This window comes from Flavimaricola marinus, assembly GCF_900184895.1.
Lineage (GTDB): Bacteria > Pseudomonadota > Alphaproteobacteria > Rhodobacterales > Rhodobacteraceae > Flavimaricola > Flavimaricola marinus.
The window spans coordinates 20661-39826 of sequence record NZ_FXZK01000003.1 but is presented as its reverse complement, the minus strand read 5'-3'; the positions used below and the strand labels follow the sequence as shown (position 1 = coordinate 39826).

Annotated in this window: 15 protein-coding genes; 9 read left to right on the top strand and 6 right to left on the bottom strand. The window is 60.2% G+C overall.

All coding sequences use genetic code 11. The features are described from left to right. Window positions 1-3: 3 nt before the first annotated feature. A complete protein-coding gene (locus LOM8899_RS09115) occupies window positions 4-453 on the bottom strand; it encodes a division/cell wall cluster transcriptional repressor MraZ (RefSeq protein ID WP_093992260.1) in 450 nt (149 codons plus the stop codon). Window positions 454-1335: 882 nt separating this feature from the next. Beyond that, window positions 1336-2430, bottom strand: coding sequence for an Mrp/NBP35 family ATP-binding protein (locus LOM8899_RS09110; RefSeq protein ID WP_093992259.1), 1095 nt, complete (start codon window positions 2428-2430; stop codon window positions 1336-1338). A 357-nt stretch (window positions 2431-2787) separates the two neighbouring features. Here LOM8899_RS09110 and LOM8899_RS09105 point away from each other — a divergent pair, with 357 nt between their 5' ends. Together LOM8899_RS09105 and LOM8899_RS09100 are read left to right on the top strand one after the other, a co-directional pair. Continuing rightward, window positions 2788-3006: a DUF1127 domain-containing protein gene (locus LOM8899_RS09105; protein ID WP_093991914.1), complete on the top strand. Its 219-nt coding sequence runs from the start codon at window positions 2788-2790 to the stop codon at window positions 3004-3006. 823 nt (window positions 3007-3829) lie between these two features. After that, window positions 3830-4426: a LysE family translocator gene (locus tag LOM8899_RS09100; RefSeq protein WP_093991913.1), complete on the top strand. Its 597-nt coding sequence runs from the start codon at window positions 3830-3832 to the stop codon at window positions 4424-4426. 27 nt (window positions 4427-4453) lie between these two features. Here LOM8899_RS09100 and LOM8899_RS09095 read toward each other — a convergent pair whose 3' ends face one another. Both LOM8899_RS09095 and LOM8899_RS09090 read right to left on the bottom strand, forming a co-directional pair. Then, window positions 4454-6847, bottom strand: coding sequence for an ATP-dependent helicase (locus LOM8899_RS09095; RefSeq protein ID WP_093991912.1), 2394 nt, complete (start codon window positions 6845-6847; stop codon window positions 4454-4456). Between the two features lie 108 nt (window positions 6848-6955). Then, a complete protein-coding gene (locus tag LOM8899_RS09090; RefSeq protein ID WP_093991911.1) occupies window positions 6956-7363 on the bottom strand; it encodes a hypothetical protein in 408 nt (135 codons plus the stop codon). A gap of 170 nt (window positions 7364-7533) precedes the next feature. On the opposite strand from LOM8899_RS09090, the gene LOM8899_RS09085 reads away from it, so the two are divergent. Then, window positions 7534-10977 carry a pyruvate carboxylase gene (locus LOM8899_RS09085; RefSeq protein WP_093991910.1) on the top strand — a complete coding sequence of 1148 codons (3444 nt, stop codon included), beginning with the start codon at window positions 7534-7536 and terminating at the stop codon, window positions 10975-10977. 12 nt (window positions 10978-10989) lie between these two features. Next, entirely contained in the window at window positions 10990-11532 is a 543-nt protein-coding gene (locus tag LOM8899_RS09080) for an AAA family ATPase (RefSeq protein WP_093991909.1), read from the top strand. A gap of 45 nt (window positions 11533-11577) precedes the next feature. Here the strand turns inward: LOM8899_RS09080 and LOM8899_RS09075 are convergent, their stop codons facing one another. Both LOM8899_RS09075 and LOM8899_RS09070 read right to left on the bottom strand, forming a co-directional pair. After that, entirely contained in the window at window positions 11578-13653 is a 2076-nt protein-coding gene (locus LOM8899_RS09075; RefSeq protein ID WP_093991908.1) for a molybdopterin cofactor-binding domain-containing protein, read from the bottom strand. After that, entirely contained in the window at window positions 13650-14126 is a 477-nt protein-coding gene (locus LOM8899_RS09070) for a (2Fe-2S)-binding protein (RefSeq protein ID WP_093991907.1), read from the bottom strand. The genes LOM8899_RS09075 and LOM8899_RS09070 overlap by 4 nt, the downstream gene beginning before the upstream one ends. A gap of 276 nt (window positions 14127-14402) precedes the next feature. Between LOM8899_RS09070 and LOM8899_RS09065 the strand changes: the two genes are divergently transcribed. The 5 genes from LOM8899_RS09065 to LOM8899_RS09045 all read left to right on the top strand — a co-directional run bounded on the left by LOM8899_RS09065 (window position 14403) and on the right by LOM8899_RS09045 (window position 19165). Next, entirely contained in the window at window positions 14403-15683 is a 1281-nt protein-coding gene (locus LOM8899_RS09065) for an amino acid ABC transporter substrate-binding protein (protein ID WP_093991906.1), read from the top strand. Between the two features lie 84 nt (window positions 15684-15767). Then, window positions 15768-16508, top strand: a complete 741-nt coding sequence (locus LOM8899_RS09060; protein ID WP_093991905.1) for an ABC transporter ATP-binding protein — start codon at window positions 15768-15770, stop codon at window positions 16506-16508. Further along, window positions 16505-17233 carry an ABC transporter ATP-binding protein gene (locus LOM8899_RS09055; protein WP_093991904.1) on the top strand — a complete coding sequence of 243 codons (729 nt, stop codon included), beginning with the start codon at window positions 16505-16507 and terminating at the stop codon, window positions 17231-17233. The genes LOM8899_RS09060 and LOM8899_RS09055 overlap by 4 nt, the downstream gene beginning before the upstream one ends. 15 nt (window positions 17234-17248) lie before the next feature. Next, window positions 17249-18127 (top strand): branched-chain amino acid ABC transporter permease, encoded by an 879-nt coding sequence (locus LOM8899_RS09050; RefSeq protein ID WP_093991903.1) that lies wholly within the window; start codon window positions 17249-17251, stop codon window positions 18125-18127. Continuing rightward, on the top strand, window positions 18128-19165 hold the full coding sequence (locus tag LOM8899_RS09045) for a branched-chain amino acid ABC transporter permease (protein ID WP_093991902.1): 1038 nt from the start codon (window positions 18128-18130) through the stop codon (window positions 19163-19165). The last annotated feature ends 1 nt before the right edge of the window (window position 19166 follow it).

Here is a 19166-nt window from a genome sequence, read left to right as displayed (position 1 = left end):
CCGTCAACCCTCCGGCAATGCGTCAATGAGGCTGAGCGGATCGAAGTCGGGGTCCATCGCCTCGATCCAGTTGCCGATTTCCATCGCCTTGGTGCCCGAGAAGGTCTCGGTCCGCCAAATCTCGAAATAGCTGCCGTAGCCCAGGAAGGTGACTTCGCCCTCCTCGAGCCCGAGCTTCTGCCGCAGGCGGATGGGCAGCACGATGCGGCCATCCTTGTCGACTTCCATCGTTACGGTCTGCGCCATGTAGAGGTGCGCAAGGCCCCTCTTGTTGATGCCCGAAGGCAGCCGCTCGATACCGGCACGAATGCGCTCGATCTCGTCGATGGCATAGACGCGTAGGTGATCCTTGAGGGTGTCGGCGTATTGAAGAACAAGTCGGGGAGCGAGGCCGGAAGTCCACTTTGGGTCGCGGCTTTCCAGGACACCACGAAAGTCGGCCGGAATGGACATGCGTCCCTTTCCGTCCACCTTCTGCGGGTATTCACCTGTAAAGCTGGGGAGCATCGGCTCCTAGACCCTTTCCGTAACCCGCCCAGTTGTGCTATTTTGGATGTGAAAACGGCGGATCATGCTGCTGCCACTGCATGATCCGCCGCCCTCGTCCCGTTTCCGGGAAGTCCGACTGCGCGCGCCACCTGGGGGGATGTCTGCTCGCTCGCGCGCCGGATCTCGTTGTTCGAAAATGAGAGGAGCCTGTATGAAACTGCCTCGTTTACCTTAGCGGGGTTCTTTGTCGCCCCTTGTTCGTTTGCCTCTCGTTTCCGTGTTCTCTTTATGACTAGGGAAACCATGGGTGGCAATGGGAAATCATGGGAAGTGCCGGTTTGCCACGGCATTTTTCACAATTGATCATCCATTGAAAACAATCCTTGACCCACTAGATTGTGATTTTCAGCGAAGCGTAATCAATATCTTGTGCTTTGTCGCAGGTAGCGCCGAGTATCGTCTTGGGCATTTTTCTTTTCTGGCCGACCGCTCGATCCCGCCCCCGACCCCTTTGCCCCAGACCGACCCACCCGATCCCAGACGGTTTTCGCTCGGTTCTAGGCCGAATCCGAAAGGATCATGGGATTCGATTCTAATCGACCCAATCGCAACCGACGTTCGGCGGCGCGATTCCATGAAATCCCAAGCGACCCAGCCGATCCCAGGAACGGCCGCGGGAATCCGTCATTCGGCCCTCCAGGGGAAGGTTTGCCCCGGACTTCGACAGAAAATGTGCGCAAAGGCCGATTTCTGACCCATGAAAGAGAACGGTCCCGCCGCGGATGTGCGACGGGACCGTTCGTTGAAAAATTCACACTACTATATGTCGACGTTTTTTTTCGCCGATCAGGCGATGCCGCCGGCGATCAGCCCCTTGGCGATCTGGGCATAGGACGCGGCCATGGCCCCCTCGCCCGCTGCGACCGGCGTTCCGTTGTCGCCTGCCAGCCGCGTGTCGAGATCAATGGGCAGGGCACCAAGGAACGGCACACCGATCCGTTCGGCTTCGGCGGCGACACCACCATGCCCGAACAAGTGCGCTTCGTGCCCGCAATTGGGGCATATATAGAGAGACATGTTTTCGATCAGCCCTAGCACCGGCGTCTTGAGCGTATCGAACATGTCGATGGCCTTGCGCGCATCGATGAGGGCGACGTCCTGCGGGGTGCTCACGATGATCGCCCCGGTCAGATCGGTCTTTTGGCAAAGCGAGAGCTGCACGTCGCCCGTCCCAGGGGGCAGATCGACGATGAGAACGTCGAGCTCGCCCCACTCCACCTGCCCCAGCATCTGCTGCAGCGCGCCCATCAGCATCGGCCCCCGCCATACTACGGCCTTGGCCGGATCCAGCATGAGCCCGATCGACATGATAGTGACCCCATGCGCCTTGAGCGGAATGATGGTCTTGCCGTCTGGGGATTTCGGCCGGTCGCTGACGCCCATCATCCGCGGCTGACTGGGGCCGTATATATCGGCGTCGAGCAGACCAACCTTGCGGCCTTGCTTGGCCAGAGCCACGGCGAGATTCGACGCGACGGTCGATTTGCCGACACCGCCCTTGCCGGATCCTACCGCCAGAATGCGATCGACCCCGGCGATTCTCTGCGGGCCGGCCTGCGGTGTGGGGTGGCGACCGATCTTGAGCGACGGCGGCTCGGAGGAGTCCGGCGCTTTTTGCGGAGCTTTTGCCGACGGGCCATGCGCTGTCAGGACGACACTTGCCGATGTGACGCCGGGTAACCTTTCCACGATCGCCTGGGCGGCCTTGCGCAATGGCTCCATGCCCTGTGCCGATTCCGGCGTTGCGGCCTCGATCACGAAGCGGACGGCGCCATCATCAACAGAAAGTGCTCGAATCATATCTTGCGAAATCAGATCACCGCCATTTGGCAGCGCGAGTTTCGCGAGTGCGCTCCTAACATCCTGTATTGTAACGCTCATTTGGTTCCCTCCAAGGATCGGCAGCGTCCGGATGACCGCCGTATTGCGCGGCACACTCGCTGGACGCGCCCTGAATCGCAAGCCGTTCACCACCCCATTGTTCGTTGCCCGCACAATGCTTGGGCATGTCGGCTGGAAGCGGGCATTTATAGGTCAGTAATTCACATGCAATTGCTGCATAGCAGCATTGCGAGTTCTTGGGATTGTGCAGTCGCAGCATTTCCCTAAATTGGTTCCTGAGAGCGCAAACATCGCTCGGCAGTTTCTCAGAAAGAGAGACGCCAAACACCGCCCCCGATGGGCACATGAGCAGACACCGCGGCACTGAACGCCGCAAGAACAGAATGGACGCATGCAATGGCATATGCAACCGACACACGTACTTTCGGCGCCACCTTTGGCGAACGTTTCTCCGGTCTCCGGGCTTCTCTGGCCGACCGTTATGCAAAATACAAGGTTTACCGGTCTACAATGACCGAGCTGGACACTCTTTCGGACCGTGAACTGGCCGATCTGGGCATCCACCGCTCTTCGATCCGCGCGATCGCAATCGAAGCGGCCTACGACACGAAGTAATTCCATTCCGGCCAGATTGCTCCTCCCTAATCCGGCCGGTATCGCCAAGCGTCTGCTTCCTCCCAGAAAGACGCAAGGCAAAGACCAAGCGGCGGCACCTCTCCTCCTCCCTGGTGCCGCCGTATTGGACCAACATAGAATTCGGACGCTCTCTCCTCCTCCCTGAGCGTTCGTTGACTGGAGCGGCGGCATCTCTCCTCCTCCCTGATGCCGCCGCACCAACATAGAATTCGGGCGCTCTCTCCTCCTCCCTGAGCGCTCGTTGACTGGAGCGGCGGCATCTCTCCTCCTCCCTGATGCCGCCGCACCAACATAGAATTCGGGCGCTCTCTCCTCCTCCCTGAGCGCTCGTTGACTGGAGCGGCGGCATCTCTCCTCCTCCCTGATGCCGCCGCACCAACATAGAATTCGGGCGCTCTCTCCTCCTCCCTGAGCGCTCGTTGACTGGAGCGGCGGCATCTCTCCTCCTCCCTGATGCCGCCGCACCAACATAGAATTCGGGCGCTCTCTCCTCCTCCCTGAGCGCTCGTTGACTGGAGCGGCGGCATCTCTCCTCCTCCCTGATGCCGCCGCACTCCAGCCAAGGATCGCGGTTTCTCTCTCCTCCTCCCTGAGGAACCGTGCTGCGTGACAGACCTCTCTCCTCCTCCCTGAGGGATGTCACGGGAATGCCAGACCGGCTGTGGCCCGCCCCTCTCCTCCTCCCTGGGTCGGATCGCAGCCGGTCTTTTCGTTTCTTGGACCGCCTGAAACGCCGCTCGGAAAACGCCTGACCGCATTGTTTTGCGCTGTCATCCGGCGGAGCGCTGCGTATTGTCCGCCCATGACGATCGACCTCTTTCTCGCACTGCTTGGATTTGCCTTCGTGTCCTCGATCACGCCGGGGCCGAACAATCTCATGCTCATGGCCTCCGGGGCCAATTTCGGCATGCGCCGGACAATTCCGCATATGCTGGGGATTTCGCTCGGACATGCATTCATGGTCACGATGGTCGGGATCGGACTGGGTCAGATCTTTGCGCTATACCCCATGGCCAAAGCGGTCATGACCGGCCTGAGTGTTCTCTACCTGCTGTATCTGGCGTGGAAGATCGCCAACGCTGCGCCGCCCAAATCCAAAGAGACGACCGGCAGTCCGCTGACTTTTTTGCAGGCGGCGGCATTTCAATGGGTCAATCCAAAGGCGTGGTACATGGCGCTGACGGCGGTATCCGCCTATACGCCAGACGGATCGGGACTGTGGGGCGCATTGAGCGTGGCGGGCATCTTTGCCTGCACCAATCTCCCGTCGATTACGGTCTGGACTGGGTTGGGCACGCAGTTGCGCCGGTTTTTGACGAACCCCGCCAGATTGCGCCTCTTTAACTGGACCATGGCCGGCCTCTTGGTTCTGACCTTGATCCCCATTCTGTTCGAGTGAGGTATCCCGCCTCGCCTGATGGCCGGGCTAAAACGGGACGTCGTCCGCAGCCTCGGCACTGACAACGAACCGCGCGACGACCTTCTTCTCGCCCGCCTTGTCGAATTCGATGACCAGTTTGTCGCCTTCGATTGCCATGACTTCGCCATAGCCGAACTTCTGGTGAAACACCCGATCCGCCTCGGTGAATGCGCTGACGGCGTCGAGATCGATCGTCATGTTTTTTGCTTCGGAGGGCATCGACATGCCGCGTTGCTGGCTGCGCGATTGCAGCCTGCGCCAGCCCGGCGAATTGTAGACATCGGCGCTCGCCGCTTTTTGATGCAGGTCGGACCGGTCCATGCCCTGCATCTGCGGCGAGGCCTGCGCCGCCATGCCCGCCGCGCCGTAGCCCCCGCCGTAGAGACCGGGCGGCGTCAGCACCTCGACATGGTCGGCCGGCAGTTCGTCAATGAAGCGCGACGGCAGCGCCGATTGCCATTGACCGTAAACCCGCCGGTTCGCGGCAAAGGAAATCGTGCAGATCCGCTCGGCCCGCGTGATCCCGACATAAGCGAGCCGTCGTTCTTCCTCGAGCCCCTTGAGACCGCTTTCATCCATCGACCGCTGCGACGGAAACAGACCGTCCTCCCAGCCGGGCAGGAACACGGCCGGGAATTCCAGCCCCTTGGCGGCGTGCAGGGTCATGATCGAGACCTTTTCGCCCTGCTCCTCAGTCTCGTTGTCCATGATCAGGCTGACGTGTTCGAGAAACCCTTGCAGGTTCTCGAATTGCTCCAGCGCCTTGACGAGTTCCTTGAGGTTTTCCAGCCGCCCGGGTGCCTCGGGGGTCTTGTCGTTCTGCCAGAAGCCGGTGTAGCCGCTTTCGTCGAGGATCATTTCGGCCAGCTCGACATGGGTGTCCGCCTCGGCGCGGACCTGACCGTGCCAGCGATCGAGGCCCTGCACCAGAAGCGTCAGTTCCTTGAGCCCCTTGCCGCCGAGCAGCCGCCCTTCACAGACGAGCCGCGCCCCTTCGACCAAAGATACCCCATTGGCCCGAGCCGTCCGCTGGATCGTCTGCACGGCCTTATCACCAAGTCCGCGCTTGGGGGTGTTCACGACCCGCTCGAATGCAAGATCGTCGTCTTGCGAAACGGCGAGCCGGAAATAGGCCATCGCGTCCCGAATCTCCAAACGCTCGTAAAAGCGCGGCCCGCCGATCACCCTGTAAGGCAGGCCAATGGTCAGAAACCGATCCTCGAAAGCGCGCATCTGATGGCTGGCGCGGACCAGAATGGCCATGCTGTCCAGCCCCATCGGGTCCATCCCCCGGGTGCCGCGCTGCATCGCCTCGACCTCGTCGCCAATCCAGCGGGCCTCTTCCTCGCCGTCCCAATGGCCGATCAGTCGGACCAATTCGCCGTCGCCGCCCTCGGTAAACAACGTCTTGCCCAGACGTCCTTTGTTTGCCGCGATCACGCCCGAGGCAGCGGCGAGGATATGGGCGGTGGACCGGTAGTTCTGCTCCAGCCGGACGACCTCGGCCCCCGGGAAATCCTGCTCAAAGCGCAGGATGTTGCCGACTTCGGCGCCACGCCAGCCATAGATGGACTGATCGTCGTCGCCCACACAGCAGATATTCTTGTGCCCGCCCGCCAGGAGCCGCAACCAGAGATACTGTGCCACGTTGGTATCTTGATACTCGTCGACCAGGATATACCGGAACCAGCGCCGGTATTGATCGAGCACATCCTCATGGGATTGGAAGATCACCACCATGTGCAGCAGCAGATCGCCGAAATCGCAGGCGTTCAATTCGCGAAGCCGTGTCTGATAAGCGCCGTAGAGTTCGACGCCCTTGTGATCGAACGCGCCGCTGTCGGACAACGGGATCTTGTCCGGCGTCAGCGCCTTGTTCTTCCAATTGTCGATGATCCCGGCAAGCATCCGGGCGGGCCAGCGCTTGTCGTCGATGCCTTCCGCCGCGATCAGTTGCTTGAGTAGGCGGATTTGGTCGTCGGTATCGAGGATGGTGAAATTCGACTTGAGCCCGACAAGCTCCGCATGACGGCGCAACAGTTTCACACAGATCGAGTGAAAGGTGCCGAGCCACGGCATCCCTTCGACGGCTTCGCCCAGAAGCTTGCCGATCCGGTGCTTCATCTCGCGCGCGGCCTTGTTGGTAAAGGTCACCGCGAGGATTTCATTCGGGCGCGCCGTGCCGGTCGTCAACAAATGCGCGATCCGGGCCGTCAGGGCCCGGGTTTTCCCGGTTCCGGCACCCGCCAGCATCAGAACGGGCCCCTGCAAAGCCTCGACCGCCGCGCGCTGCGCGGGGTTCAACCCCTCCAGATAGGGCATCGGGCGCGCGGCCATGGCCATACGCGACAATGGCACTGTGGCGGCCTCGAAGGCGTCTTCATCGGAAAAACTACTCATATTCCCAATCTAGCCCAGCAAGCCCGTCAGGAAAAGCCTTGTTCGCGTTCTGTTCACAACGCCGCCCGCCTTTTCATCTTGGCAAAAAAACTCAACGGCCCGAACGGATCAGTTGAGCGCCGCCCCAATGATGTAGGGCGCGGGCTTCTCCACCCGAAACGGCCAAGTCATTTGCATCCTGACCAGCTCGTCTTCCGTCCAAGTCTCGTAGGCCACGCCGAAACTCTGAGCCACGGTTTCGATCTGAAACTCTTGGCTTTCCTCGCGACCGTTGGTGTCGATAATTACGACCATCGGCGCCTTTCCCGTCAGATAGGCGGCGAACACGGCCTGATGCACGCTGTCGAACGACCCGCGTTTGTTGTCGAGACCGACTTCTATCACATGCGTGTCGGTTTCGCAGTCCACCTTGATGTAGTGATCTTGCCCCGATGCCACATAGTGATGCGCCTGTTCGGCTTTGCCCCCGAAAACGAAGGCGCACAATATTGCAGCAAGTTCGATCTCTCCGGCCATGCATCAAATAGTTAACAAAAGGTTAACAAATGGCAAGGCCGACCGAAGTATGCCATCGCAATCCGTCTTGGCGCATTGAAATGTCTTGCTGTCGCGGGCCACCTCGTCTGATGCTTTACGCGGCTGCACTTCCCTCGTAATAATGCTGCAACTGCACAACGGGGGCCCAGATGGCTGATTTTGAGAAGATTCTTATCGCGAACCGTGGCGAAATTGCGATCCGGATCATGCGCGCCGCCAACGAGATGGGCAAAAAGACCGTTGCGGTCTATGCCGAGGAAGACAAGTTGGGCCTGCATCGCTTCAAGGCGGACGAGGCCTACAGGATCGGCGAAGGTCTCGGACCTGTCGCGGCATACCTGAGCATCGAGGAGATCATTCGCGTCGCCAAGATGTCGGGCGCCGACGCGATCCACCCCGGTTATGGCCTTCTGTCCGAGAACCCTGAATTCGTTGATGCCTGCACCGAAGCGGGCATTACTTTTATCGGCCCCAAGGCCCAGACCATGCGCCAGCTCGGCGACAAGGCCAGTGCCCGTCGCGTCGCCATCGAGGCCGATGTTCCGGTTATCCCCGCCACGGAAGTGCTCGGCACGGACATGGCCCTGATCAAGAAACAGGCCGCAGAGGTTGGCTATCCCTTGATGCTCAAAGCCTCCTGGGGCGGCGGCGGTCGCGGTATGCGCCCGATCAACAGCGAGGACGAGTTGGAGGAAAAGGTTCTCGAAGGTCGCCGCGAGGCCGAAGCCGCCTTTGGCAACGGCGAAGGCTACCTCGAAAAGATGATCATGCGCGCCCGTCACGTCGAGGTGCAGATCCTTGGCGACAGCCATGGCCAGATCTATCACCTTTGGGAGCGTGACTGTTCGGTGCAACGCCGCAACCAGAAGGTCGTCGAGCGTGCCCCTGCCCCATACCTGAGCGAGACCCAGCGCGAGCAGCTCTGCAATCTGGGCAAAAAGATCTGCCAGCACGTCAACTACGAATGCGCCGGCACGGTCGAGTTCCTGATGGATATGGATTCGGGCGAATTCTACTTCATCGAAGTGAACCCTCGCGTTCAGGTCGAGCATACGGTGACGGAGGAAGTCACCGGCATCGACATCGTCCGCGCCCAGATCATGATTGCAGAGGGCAAGTCCATCGTCGAGGCCACCGGATGTGCGAGCCAGTATGACGTCAAACTTGACGGTCATGCCCTGCAATGCCGGGTCACGACCGAGGATCCGCTCAACAACTTCATCCCCGACTATGGCCGCATCCAGATGTATCGCTCGGCGACTGGCCCGGGTATCCGTCTCGACGGCGGCACGGCCTATTCCGGCGCCGTGATCACTCGCTTCTACGATTCCCTTTTGACCAAGGTGACCGCCCGCGCCCCGACGCCCGAGATGGCCATCGCCCGCATGGACCGCGCTCTGCGCGAATTCCGTATTCGCGGCGTGTCGACCAACATCGCTTTCGTCGAGAACCTGCTTCGCCACCCGACGTTCCTGAACAACGAATACCACACCAAGTTCATCGACGAGACGCCGGAGCTCTTTGATTTCAAGGCCCGCCGCGACCGCGCCACCAAGATCCTGACCTATGTGGCCGACATCACCGTCAACGGTCACCCAGAGACGGACGGCCGCCCGCGCCCTCCCAAGGATCTCAAGGTGCCTCGCGCTCCGGTGCAGGAGATCGGCAATGCCCCATCCGGCACCCGCCAAATCCTTGAGGAGAACGGCCCCAAAGCCCTGGCGCAATGGATGTTGGACCAGCCCCAGCTGCTGATGACCGACACGACCATGCGCGATGGTCACCAGAGCCTCTTGGCGACGCGTATGCGCTCGATCGATATGATTCGGATTGCGCCGACCTATGCGGCGAAAATGTCCGGCCTGTTTTCGGTCGAGTGCTGGGGCGGTGCGACCTTTGACGTCGCCTACCGGTTCTTGCAGGAATGCCCTTGGCAGCGCCTGCGCGACATCCGCGCCGCCATGCCGAATGTGCTGACGCAAATGCTGCTCCGTGCGTCGAACGGCGTTGGCTATACCAACTATCCGGACAACGTGGTTCAGAGCTTTGTCGCTCAGGCTGCCACGTCCGGCGTCGATGTGTTTCGTGTGTTTGATTCCCTAAACTGGGTCGAAAATATGCGCGTTGCGATGGATGCGGTCATCGAAGCCAACAAGGTTTGCGAGGGCACCATCTGCTATACCGGCGATCTGAATGATCCCGCCCGTGCGAAGTATGATCTCAAATACTATGTTGGCATGGCCAAAGAGCTTGAGGCCGCGGGCGCCCATGTTTTGGGCCTGAAGGACATGGCGGGTCTGCTCAAAGCGCCAGCGGCAACGGCGCTTGTCACCGCGCTGAAGCAGGAGGTCGGATTGCCGATCCACTTCCACACCCATGATACGTCGGGTGCCGCAATCTCGACCGTGCTTGCGGCCTCGGCCGCCGGCGTCGACTGTGTGGATGCGGCGATGGATTCGCTGTCGGGAAATACCTCTCAGCCGACCCTTGGTTCGATCGTCGAAAGCCTTGCCCGCACGGACCGTGACACCGGGTTGGATATCGGCTCGATCCGCGAAATCTCGAACTATTGGGAGCAGGTGCGCGCCCACTACGCCGCCTTTGAGTCAGGCCTGCAAGCGCCTGCATCCGAGGTTTATCTGCACGAAATGCCGGGAGGTCAGTTCACAAACCTCAAGGCGCAGGCCCGGTCCTTGGGCCTTGAGGAGCGCTGGCACGAGGTCGCTCAGACTTATGCGGATGTGAACCAGATGTTTGGAGATATCGTCAAGGTTACCCCGTCTTCGAAGGTCGTCGGCGATATGGCTCTGATGATGGTCAGCCAGAACCTGACGCGGGCGCAGGTCGAGGATCCAAAAGTCGAGGTTGTGTTCCCGGATTCTGTCATCGACATGATGAAGGGCAATCTGGGCCAGCCTCCCGGCGGATGGCCGAAGGCGATCCAGAAAAAGATCCTCAAGGGTGAGAAGCCGATGACCGAGCGTCCCGGCAAATCCCTTACCCCTGTCGATCTGGAGGCTGTCCGCACCAAGCTCAGCACTGATCTAGGTGGCAAGGAGATCGACGGCGAAGATCTGAACGGTTACCTGATGTATCCCAAGGTCTTCACCGATTATGCCAATCGCCACGAGACCTATGGTCCGGTGCGCACTCTGCCCACGAAGACCTTCTTCTACGGCATGGAACCGGGCGAAGAGATCACCGCCGAGATCGATCCCGGCAAGACGCTGGAAATTCGCCTGCAGACCGTTGGCGACACCACGGATGACGGCGAGGTTCGGGTGTTCTTTGAATTGAACGGCCAACCGCGCACGGTGCGCGTGCCCAATCGCAAGGCTGCGGCCACGACGGCAAGGCGTCCGAAAGCTGAATTGGGCAACCCCAATCATATCGGCGCCCCGATGCCCGGCGTCGTCGCGACGATTGCCGCGCAGGAAGGCAAACCTGTCAAGCAGGGTGACTTGCTGCTAACCATCGAAGCCATGAAGATGGAAACCGGTATCCACGCAGAACGTGACGGGACGATCAAAGCTGTTCATGTCACGGCAGGAGCACAAATCGATGCCAAGGATCTGCTCATCGAACTTGAATGATCGACGGCTGAAATGACGCCCTGCCGGGTGCATATCACCGGGGCAAGCGCATCGGGCACGACCACGTTGGGAAGGGCACTGGCCACGGCGTGGTCGGTGCCTTGCCACGATACCGACGACTTCTATTGGTATCCGTCGAACCCGCCCTATCAGACCAAACGCCCGGATGACGAACGGCTGGCTCTGATGCGCAGCTTGTTTGTTCCCCGCCCTGCTTGGGTGCTGACCGGATCGCTCATGGGCTGGGGCAATCAGCTGATCCCGGAATTCGATCTGGCGGTATTCCTCACCCTTGACCCTGACATCCGGTTGGCCCGCCTCGCCGCACGCGAAGCCAATCGCCCGGATGCCGACCTCTTGGCCGCCGGCGGTCCTCTCTATGAGGCTCATCAGGCGTTTCTGCGTTGGGCGAGCCGCTACGACGATCCGGAGTTCAAGGGGCGAAGCCGCAAGCGCCATGAGGAATGGCTTGCCACCTTGGCTTGTCCTGTCATCTGCCTCGACAGTAGCGCGCCAGTTCAGGATCTCGTCGCCGCGATCCTCTCACACCGATGATTGCCTTTGGCCCCGATATGCCGATGAGCTTCGAACTCTGGAACATCACTCGTCTGCCAGAAGCGCGGCCATGATGCGCTCTCGGCTCAGCGGAAGATGGTGTATCCGCTTTTGCAGCACCCGCGCGACGGCATTGCCGATGGCCGCAGCAACAGGACCTTGCGCGGCCTCGCCTGCCCCAAGCGGCGACGCGCTCTGATCAACGATGAATTCGGTTTCGATCCGCGGCACCTCCGAGAACCTCAGTATCGGGTACTTTTCCCAGTCATATGGGGCGATAACGCCATCCGTGATCGGGACCGCCTCTTTCAATGTCCAACTGATGGCTTGAATGGCGCCGCCTTCGATCTGGGACCGGGCTCCCTCGGGGTTGATCAGCACGCCTGCGTCACAGCAGAGCCATAGCCGCGACACCGAGACCTCCTCTGTCACCGACACCTCGGCGACGGCGGCGAGCCAGGCCCCCTTGTTCTTGTATCGCCCAACCGCAAGGCCGAACCCGCGATCCTCAGATCCTGCCGCGTCGACCCAGCCGGACATATCTGCCGCCTTGGCCAGCACGGCCTTTGCCCTCAGGTCCGACAGATGCGCCAATCGGAAATCCAATGGATCGGCTTCGGCTTGATCGGCCAGATCGTCCATCGCGCTCTCGATGGCATAGATGTTCAGATGCGCCCCAAGAGATCGAAGCGCCGAGGTTCTGATCCTCGAGGTGGCATCCACGCGAACAATGGCTTGGTGAGGGATGTCATAGAAGCTGACTGCATTGCGCGAGGCGCCTCCCCCGCGGGTCAGCGGCAAATCAGAAACATGTGTCGGGATACGCGCCGGATCGAGGGCCTCTGCCGATGTGAGGTTGAGGAAACCGCCGTTTCCGGGGCGTTGGGCATGAGGTTGGCTGTCGATTTCGGAATACAACGCCGCCACCTTGCCATCGACAAGGGCCGCGCGGATGCGGTGGCTCATCCCGGCGCCGACCGGACCCTTGGAAAGCTCGTCCTGGCGCGACCATTGCACCCGGACAGGCGTTCCGGGCTTTGCCATTGCCAAGATCGCCGCATCGAGCGCGACGTCGTCGGCTGCGTTGTGACCATAGCACCCGGAGCCATGGGCGTGGATCAGGAGCAAGTCCGCTTCGTCCATGTCGAGACAAATGGCGATTGTTTTTCGGAGTTCGAAGATCCCCTGAGAATGCGTCCAGACAGTCAGCCGACCGTCAGCAAACTGAGCCAACGCACAACTGGGCCCGATGGAAGCATGCGCGATGTTGGGGCGGCTGAAGGTGGCCTCGTATGTCATCTCGACGGTGTCGGAATAGGTGTCGCCGATGTTTTCGGTCTGCACTGGCGGCATGGTCGTCCGACGGGAGGGCTCGTCGCTCCAGCGGGTAAACCGATCAGCTTCATCGTGGGCGCGCGACACGCTGGCCTCGTCGGGGCCCATCACGGCAACGAAGTCGGCCCGGCGATAGAGCGAAAGACCGGTATAGCGCCTTGCGAGAAAATCCTCATCGACGCTCACGAGCCGAGCCAGCCGGGTGGGCTGTCGAATGACACGGGCATGGATCATCTCCGGCAGGATCAGGTCATGGATGAAGCCGCCCCCTCGGTACTTGCCCGACAAATCGGGCCGCGCCGGGCTGGTGCCGATGATGTTTCCCCCTGCGCTCGGGTCGACCTCTCCGGTCACGTGCTGCGACCAATCCACATCTGCCGAAACGGCCCAGATCGTCAAATCCGTCAGGGTGCCGTTCAACTTGAAGCCACCGTCGCTGAGCGAAAGCTCTGGCGGGGTGGTACTTAGCCGGGTCGCTGCCGCCGCAATCAGGGCCGAATGGGCCTGCGCGGCAGCCAAGCGCAAGGAACGCCCAGAGATTTCGACAGAAAGGCTCCCGGCCGTGACGCCTTCGTTGGGGGCGTTGTCGGTATCGACCTGCAACGGAACGACGCGCGACAGGTCGACCCCAAGCTCATGGGCGACGATCTGCGCCAAGGCCGTCTCGATTCCCTGCCCCAGTTCGACCTTGCCTGTGCGAAAGGCAATGAATCCCTGACGTTCCAGCGATATCCAACGCCCGAGTTCCGGAGCGGCGGCCAGGCTCGGGGTGAGCGAATTGGTCATGCTGATCGCCCCTCAAGTGCATAGGCCGCCCGCGCGACGGCCCGGATGATTCCGGGATGAGCGCCACAACGGCACAGGTGGTCATCCAATGCCGCGCAAATGGCCGAACGGTCCGGTTTTGGGGTCTCCCCCAGCAATGCTCTGGCTCGGACGAGAATGCCCGACAGGCAGTAGCCGCACTGTCCCGCCCGCTCTGCCTCGAATGCCGCCAGGAGGGCGGAGCCAATCGGGTCCTCCGCCATCCCCTCCACGGTGTGCACCTCTCGGCCCGCAACCTCCGAGAGTGGCAATGTGCAGGCAAAGCGCATCTCGCCATCGACGGATACCTTGCATGCGCCGCAAAGCTCCTGCCCGCAACCGAATCTGGTTCCGGTCTGTCCCAATTCGTTTCTCAACACATAGATCAAGGGCGTCTGGGGAGACGCGGTCACCCTGACTGCGGTGCCGTTCAGCTCGAAATCGGTCCAACTCATTGCATTCATCCTTGTGGGAAGCATCCAATCTCGACGCTAAACTGCGCTCATGGCGACGATCAATGCAACCGTTTGTTTAGGGCGCTTATGGACAATATCCAGCTGAACGAGAATTATTTCACCATCGACAGGCTTGCCAAGTAAAAATTTCCCGCCTAGCATGCAAACGATTGCGTCACTCTGATAAATTCGCACGAGGAGGGTGCATGATTTATCGCCGAAGCGCGCAATTACATGAACCGGTCAATTTACAGACTGGAGCAAGGGAGAGAGACCATGCACGCTAAACTATTAACAGCCGTTGTCACTGCCGCGGCAGTTGCCTCACCGGCGATAGCACAAGATGCTTTGCGGATCGGCGCGTCGCTGCCATTGACCGGTAATTTCTCGGTATCGGGCGAAAAGCACGAGCAGGGCTATTCGCTCTGCGTCGATTTGATCAACGAAAGTGGCGGTTTGCTGGGCCGTCAGGTCGAGCTGTTGGTCAGTGACAACCGCTCTGACAATGCGACGGCGATCAGCCAATATGAACGATTTATCAACGTCAATGGCGTCGAAGCGGTGTTCGGCACGTTTTCCAGCCGCTTGACCTTTCCCGTGGCCAGCATCTTGTCGCGCAACGGATTTGTGCATCCGGTTCCGGCCGGTGGCGCATTGCGGATCTACACCCAAGGGTATGAGGGCATCTATTATCTTCAGCCCAACGCTGCGGAATACGTAGGCTCCAGCTTGCGCGATCTGATTGCGGATCGCGTCGACGAAGCGGAGCGTCCATCCAGCGTCGCCATTGTGTGGGCGGATGACTTCTTTGCCAACGCCGTGGCAGCCGGTCTGCTCGGCCAGCAGGTCATGGACCCGGCCGATGGCAGCCTCGTCGCCGATCTCGCTCCCGGTTATCTGGTCGAATCCGGTCTGGAAATCGTGATGGAAGAGCGCTGGCCCGAAGAAGGCTTCAACGACTGGCTCAACCTCGCCAATTCGATCAAGAACTCCGGGGCCGAGCTGATCGTGGGACTCACCGCGTCTGCCGAGGAAGCCTCGCAGCTGACCCGCGCCTTGCAGACCGTGCGCGCCGATCCCAAAATGGTCTATCTCAGCCAAGGGACGCAGGCCGAGTATTTCGAGGGCGTCGGCTCTGCTTCGAACGGCGTGCTCGTTCATACGTCCTGGCACCCGAACGCCCCGTTCGAAGGGGTCTTGGGCGACGCACCCTTTACCAACGCAGACTTCATTGCAGCGTTCGAAGAGGCCAATGGCTTTGCGCCGGACGAAGACTCGGCCATTCCGTTCGCCGTTTGTCAGACCATGGCCCAGGCGATCAACGCGACCGGCACGACCGACAATCAGGTTCTCGACGAGTGGCTCAGCGCCCGCACGCTCGAAGACCCGGTCCGCACGATTCTGGGCCGGTTCGCGTGGGATGAAACCGGCCTGCCGATCGGCAAGCCCTTCCTGATGGCACAGTGGCAGAACGACGGAGAGTTGAACTTCGTCTATCCGTTGGATGAGTTCCCCGGCACGGCCGACCTTGTTCATCCGAAGAACGGCTGGGAATAATCCTCGCCATGACCGGCCATCACGTTTCGTGGTGGCCGGCACCGTTCCAAATGCCCCGCGTCCAAACTCCGGAAGGTCTGGAAGATGCTTGAAGTCAAAAACCTGTGCAAATACTTCGGCGGTATTCGCGCAGTCGATGATTGCAGTTTCAAGGTAGATCAAGGCACGATCACTGCACTTATTGGCCCCAATGGTGCCGGCAAGACCACCGCTTTCAACTGTATCAGCCGCACGGTTCAACCCACATCCGGCGAGGTTTGGCTGGACGGCAAGCGCATCGATCAGTTGCGCCCCAACAAGATCACCATGATGGGCCTGAGCCGCACGTTTCAGATCAGCCGAAATCTGTCTGAGATGACTGTGTTGGAGAACATGATCGTCCAGGCAAAAGTGGACGGATTTCGTGGCCTCTTCCGCCCCGCGATCTCGCCGGAAGAAAAAGACAAAGCCATGGAAATACTGGATTTCCTCGGCATCACGAGAATTGCCTACGAAGACGGATCGAACCTGTCCTACGGACAGAAGAAACTGATGGATTTCGGCGCGTTGCTGATGTCGGACCCCAAGATCATCCTGCTGGATGAGCCGGCTGGAGGCGTGAACATGTCTCTGCTGGAAGAAATCATGACCCACATCCGTCGCCTGAACGAGCGCGGCCTGACCGTGCTGATCGTCGAGCACAACATGGATCTGGTGATGCGCTTGTCGCACAAGGTTGTCGTCATGGCCCAGGGCACCGTGATCTGCGAGGGAACGCCCGACGTCGTCCGCAACGATCCTGCCGTTCTTGAGGCCTATCTTGGAATGCCGGAGGATGCAGCGTGAGTGACTTTCTGACGATCAAGGGGATCACGGCAGGCTACGGCGACGGGCCGGCAATCCTCGACGATGCCAAGATGACCGTGCAGGAAGGCAAGGTGCACTGCATCATCGGCCCCAACGGCGCGGGCAAATCGACCATGATGAAGGCGATTGCCGGGATGTTGCCGCTCCGCAAGGGCGAGATCACGTTTAAGGGCGAGAACATCGCGGGTCTGCGCCCGGATCAGATGCTGCGCCGGGGCATCGCCTTTGTCCCGCAGGAACGGGCTTTGTTTCCCAAGATGACCGTTCGCGAAAATCTGCGGATGGGCGGCTATATCCTCAACGACGACAAGGCTTTGTCATCGCGCATCGACGAGATTTTCGACCGGTTCCCGATCCTGAGAGAGCGCGCCGATCAACATGCTGGAACGATGTCGGGCGGCCAGCAGCAGACGCTGGCTATGGCCCGAACGCTGATCCTGCGCCCCGATGTCGTCATGTTCGACGAGCCGTCCTTGGGACTGGCCCCCAAGATCGTGCGCGAGATGTTTCAGATTGTCCGGCTGATTGCGGACACCGGGGTGACGGTGCTGCTTGTCGAACAGAACGCCGTCATGGGGCTGAGGCATGCCGATTGGGGCGTGGTCCTCGATTTGGGTCGCACCTTGTTTGAAGGGCCGTCTGCCGAAGTGCTGGCAGATCCACGTATTCAAGAACTGTATCTGGGTGGCCAAAAGGTCGCCTGAGCTAAAGGGAACGTCATGGAGCAGATCATTCAGGTCGCCGTGCTGGGCATTGGGCTGGGCGGGGTATTCGCGCTGATGGGCGCCGGGCTCAGCCTTGTTTTTGGGGTCATGCGGATCGTCAATCTGGCGCATCCCTCGCTGATCATCGGCGGCGCTTACCTCGCATACTGGGGGTTTCGGATATACGGCATCGATCCGTTGATCATGCTACCGGTTTGCGCCTTGGTGCTGGCCGCGACGGGTGTGCTGTTTTACAAGGTATTCTTTGAGCGCGACGCCAAGAGCGCCACCTATTCCGAAATGACGGTGCTGCTGACATTCGCCATTGCGATGATTGTCGAAGGCGCTCTCGGCGCGGCCTTCTCTAATACCCAGCGCGTCACGTCGCCAAGCTATGCGACCGACGCGTTCTTCATCGGCAACGTGTTCATCCCGAAAGGGCAGCTTTACGCGGGGATCACCTCGATCGTGATCATCGGGTTGTTGGCCGCGTTTCTCAAGTTCTCGCGGCTTGGATACGCCATCCGCGCCACCACTCAGAACCGTGAGGCGGCGGCCCTTTTGGGCGTCAACGTCAACATGGTGGGCTTGATGTCCTTTGCCATCGGGATCGGACTTGCCGGGGCCGCCGGCGCACTCACCTCCTTCGTCTTCAGCTTCTTCCCGGCCAAGCACTGGGAGTGGGTGGCGGTCCTGATGTCGCTCGTCGTGATGGGCGGCATGGGATCAATTCTGGGCACGGTCGTGGCAGCGTTCTCGCTGTCGATCGTCGCCGCCTTCGTGGGCACTTGGATCGGCTCGACATGGTCGACCATGACGTTCTTCCTCGCCCTGTTTCTCGTCTTGCTGTTCCGGCCCCAGGGCCTGTTCGGCGAAAAGCCGGAGTTGGTCTAGATGTCTGATGCCATGCAAGAAACCGGTGCTGTCCTAGAGGCACGCAAAGCCTACAACGAAACCCTCCGGATCAAGGCGGATCAAACCCGTGCGACGTGGTTTCCGATCACAATAATGATCCTGCTGATAGCCCTGCCCCTCCTGCAGTTTACCGGAAACTACAACTACCTGCTGCACATGGTCCTTCTCACGGCCTCCTACGTCGCCTTGGCATCGAGCTGGAATATTCTGGGCGGCTTTGCCGGTTACATCTCACTGGGTCACAACGTGTTCTTCTGTATCGGCGGATATTTCGCGGGCATGTTGGTGGCGCGATACGGCTGGTCCGGCATCGCGCTGGCCCCTCTGGCTGGTCTTGTCGCGGCGCTGTTTGGCTATGTGATCGGCCTCATCACGCTGCGGGTCCGCGGGCCGTCGTTCATCATCTCGTCCATCGCGCTGGTGATGATCGCGCGTCTGCTGTTCGATCACTGGAAATTTGTGGGCGGTGCCAATGGCGTCACCCTGCCGCCGACCGAACTGTCCGTTCAGTGGGCGAAGCTACCCTACTACTATGCCATGTTGTTCATCGCGGCCTTTACCGTCTGGTGCTCTTACAAGATCAAGCATTCGAAGTTCGGCCTGGGCCTGCGAGCCTTGTCCAAGGATGAAATCAAGGCGGAAGCCGCAGGGATCGATACACGGTTCTACAAGGTTACCGCGTTCGCTCTGTCGGCCTTCTTTGTGGGAATGGTCGGCGCCGTCTGGGGCGAGTATCTGACCTATATCCGGCCATCTATCTTTCTTGTGATCCTGATCGCGGCCTACATGGTGTTGATGTGCATCCTTGGCGGCAAGGGGACGATTGCGGGGCCTGTCATCGGGGCGATTTTGTTGACCGCGTTCAACGAATTTTTCGTGGCGACGATGGGCGCATCGGAGCTCAACATTCTGGGCACAGGCGTCATCATGGCCGTGTGCCTGATGTTCTTTCCACACGGGATCGTCGGCTCGCTCGCCCGAAAGGGCCGCTTGCCGCGAATCCTGAATTGGGATTGAA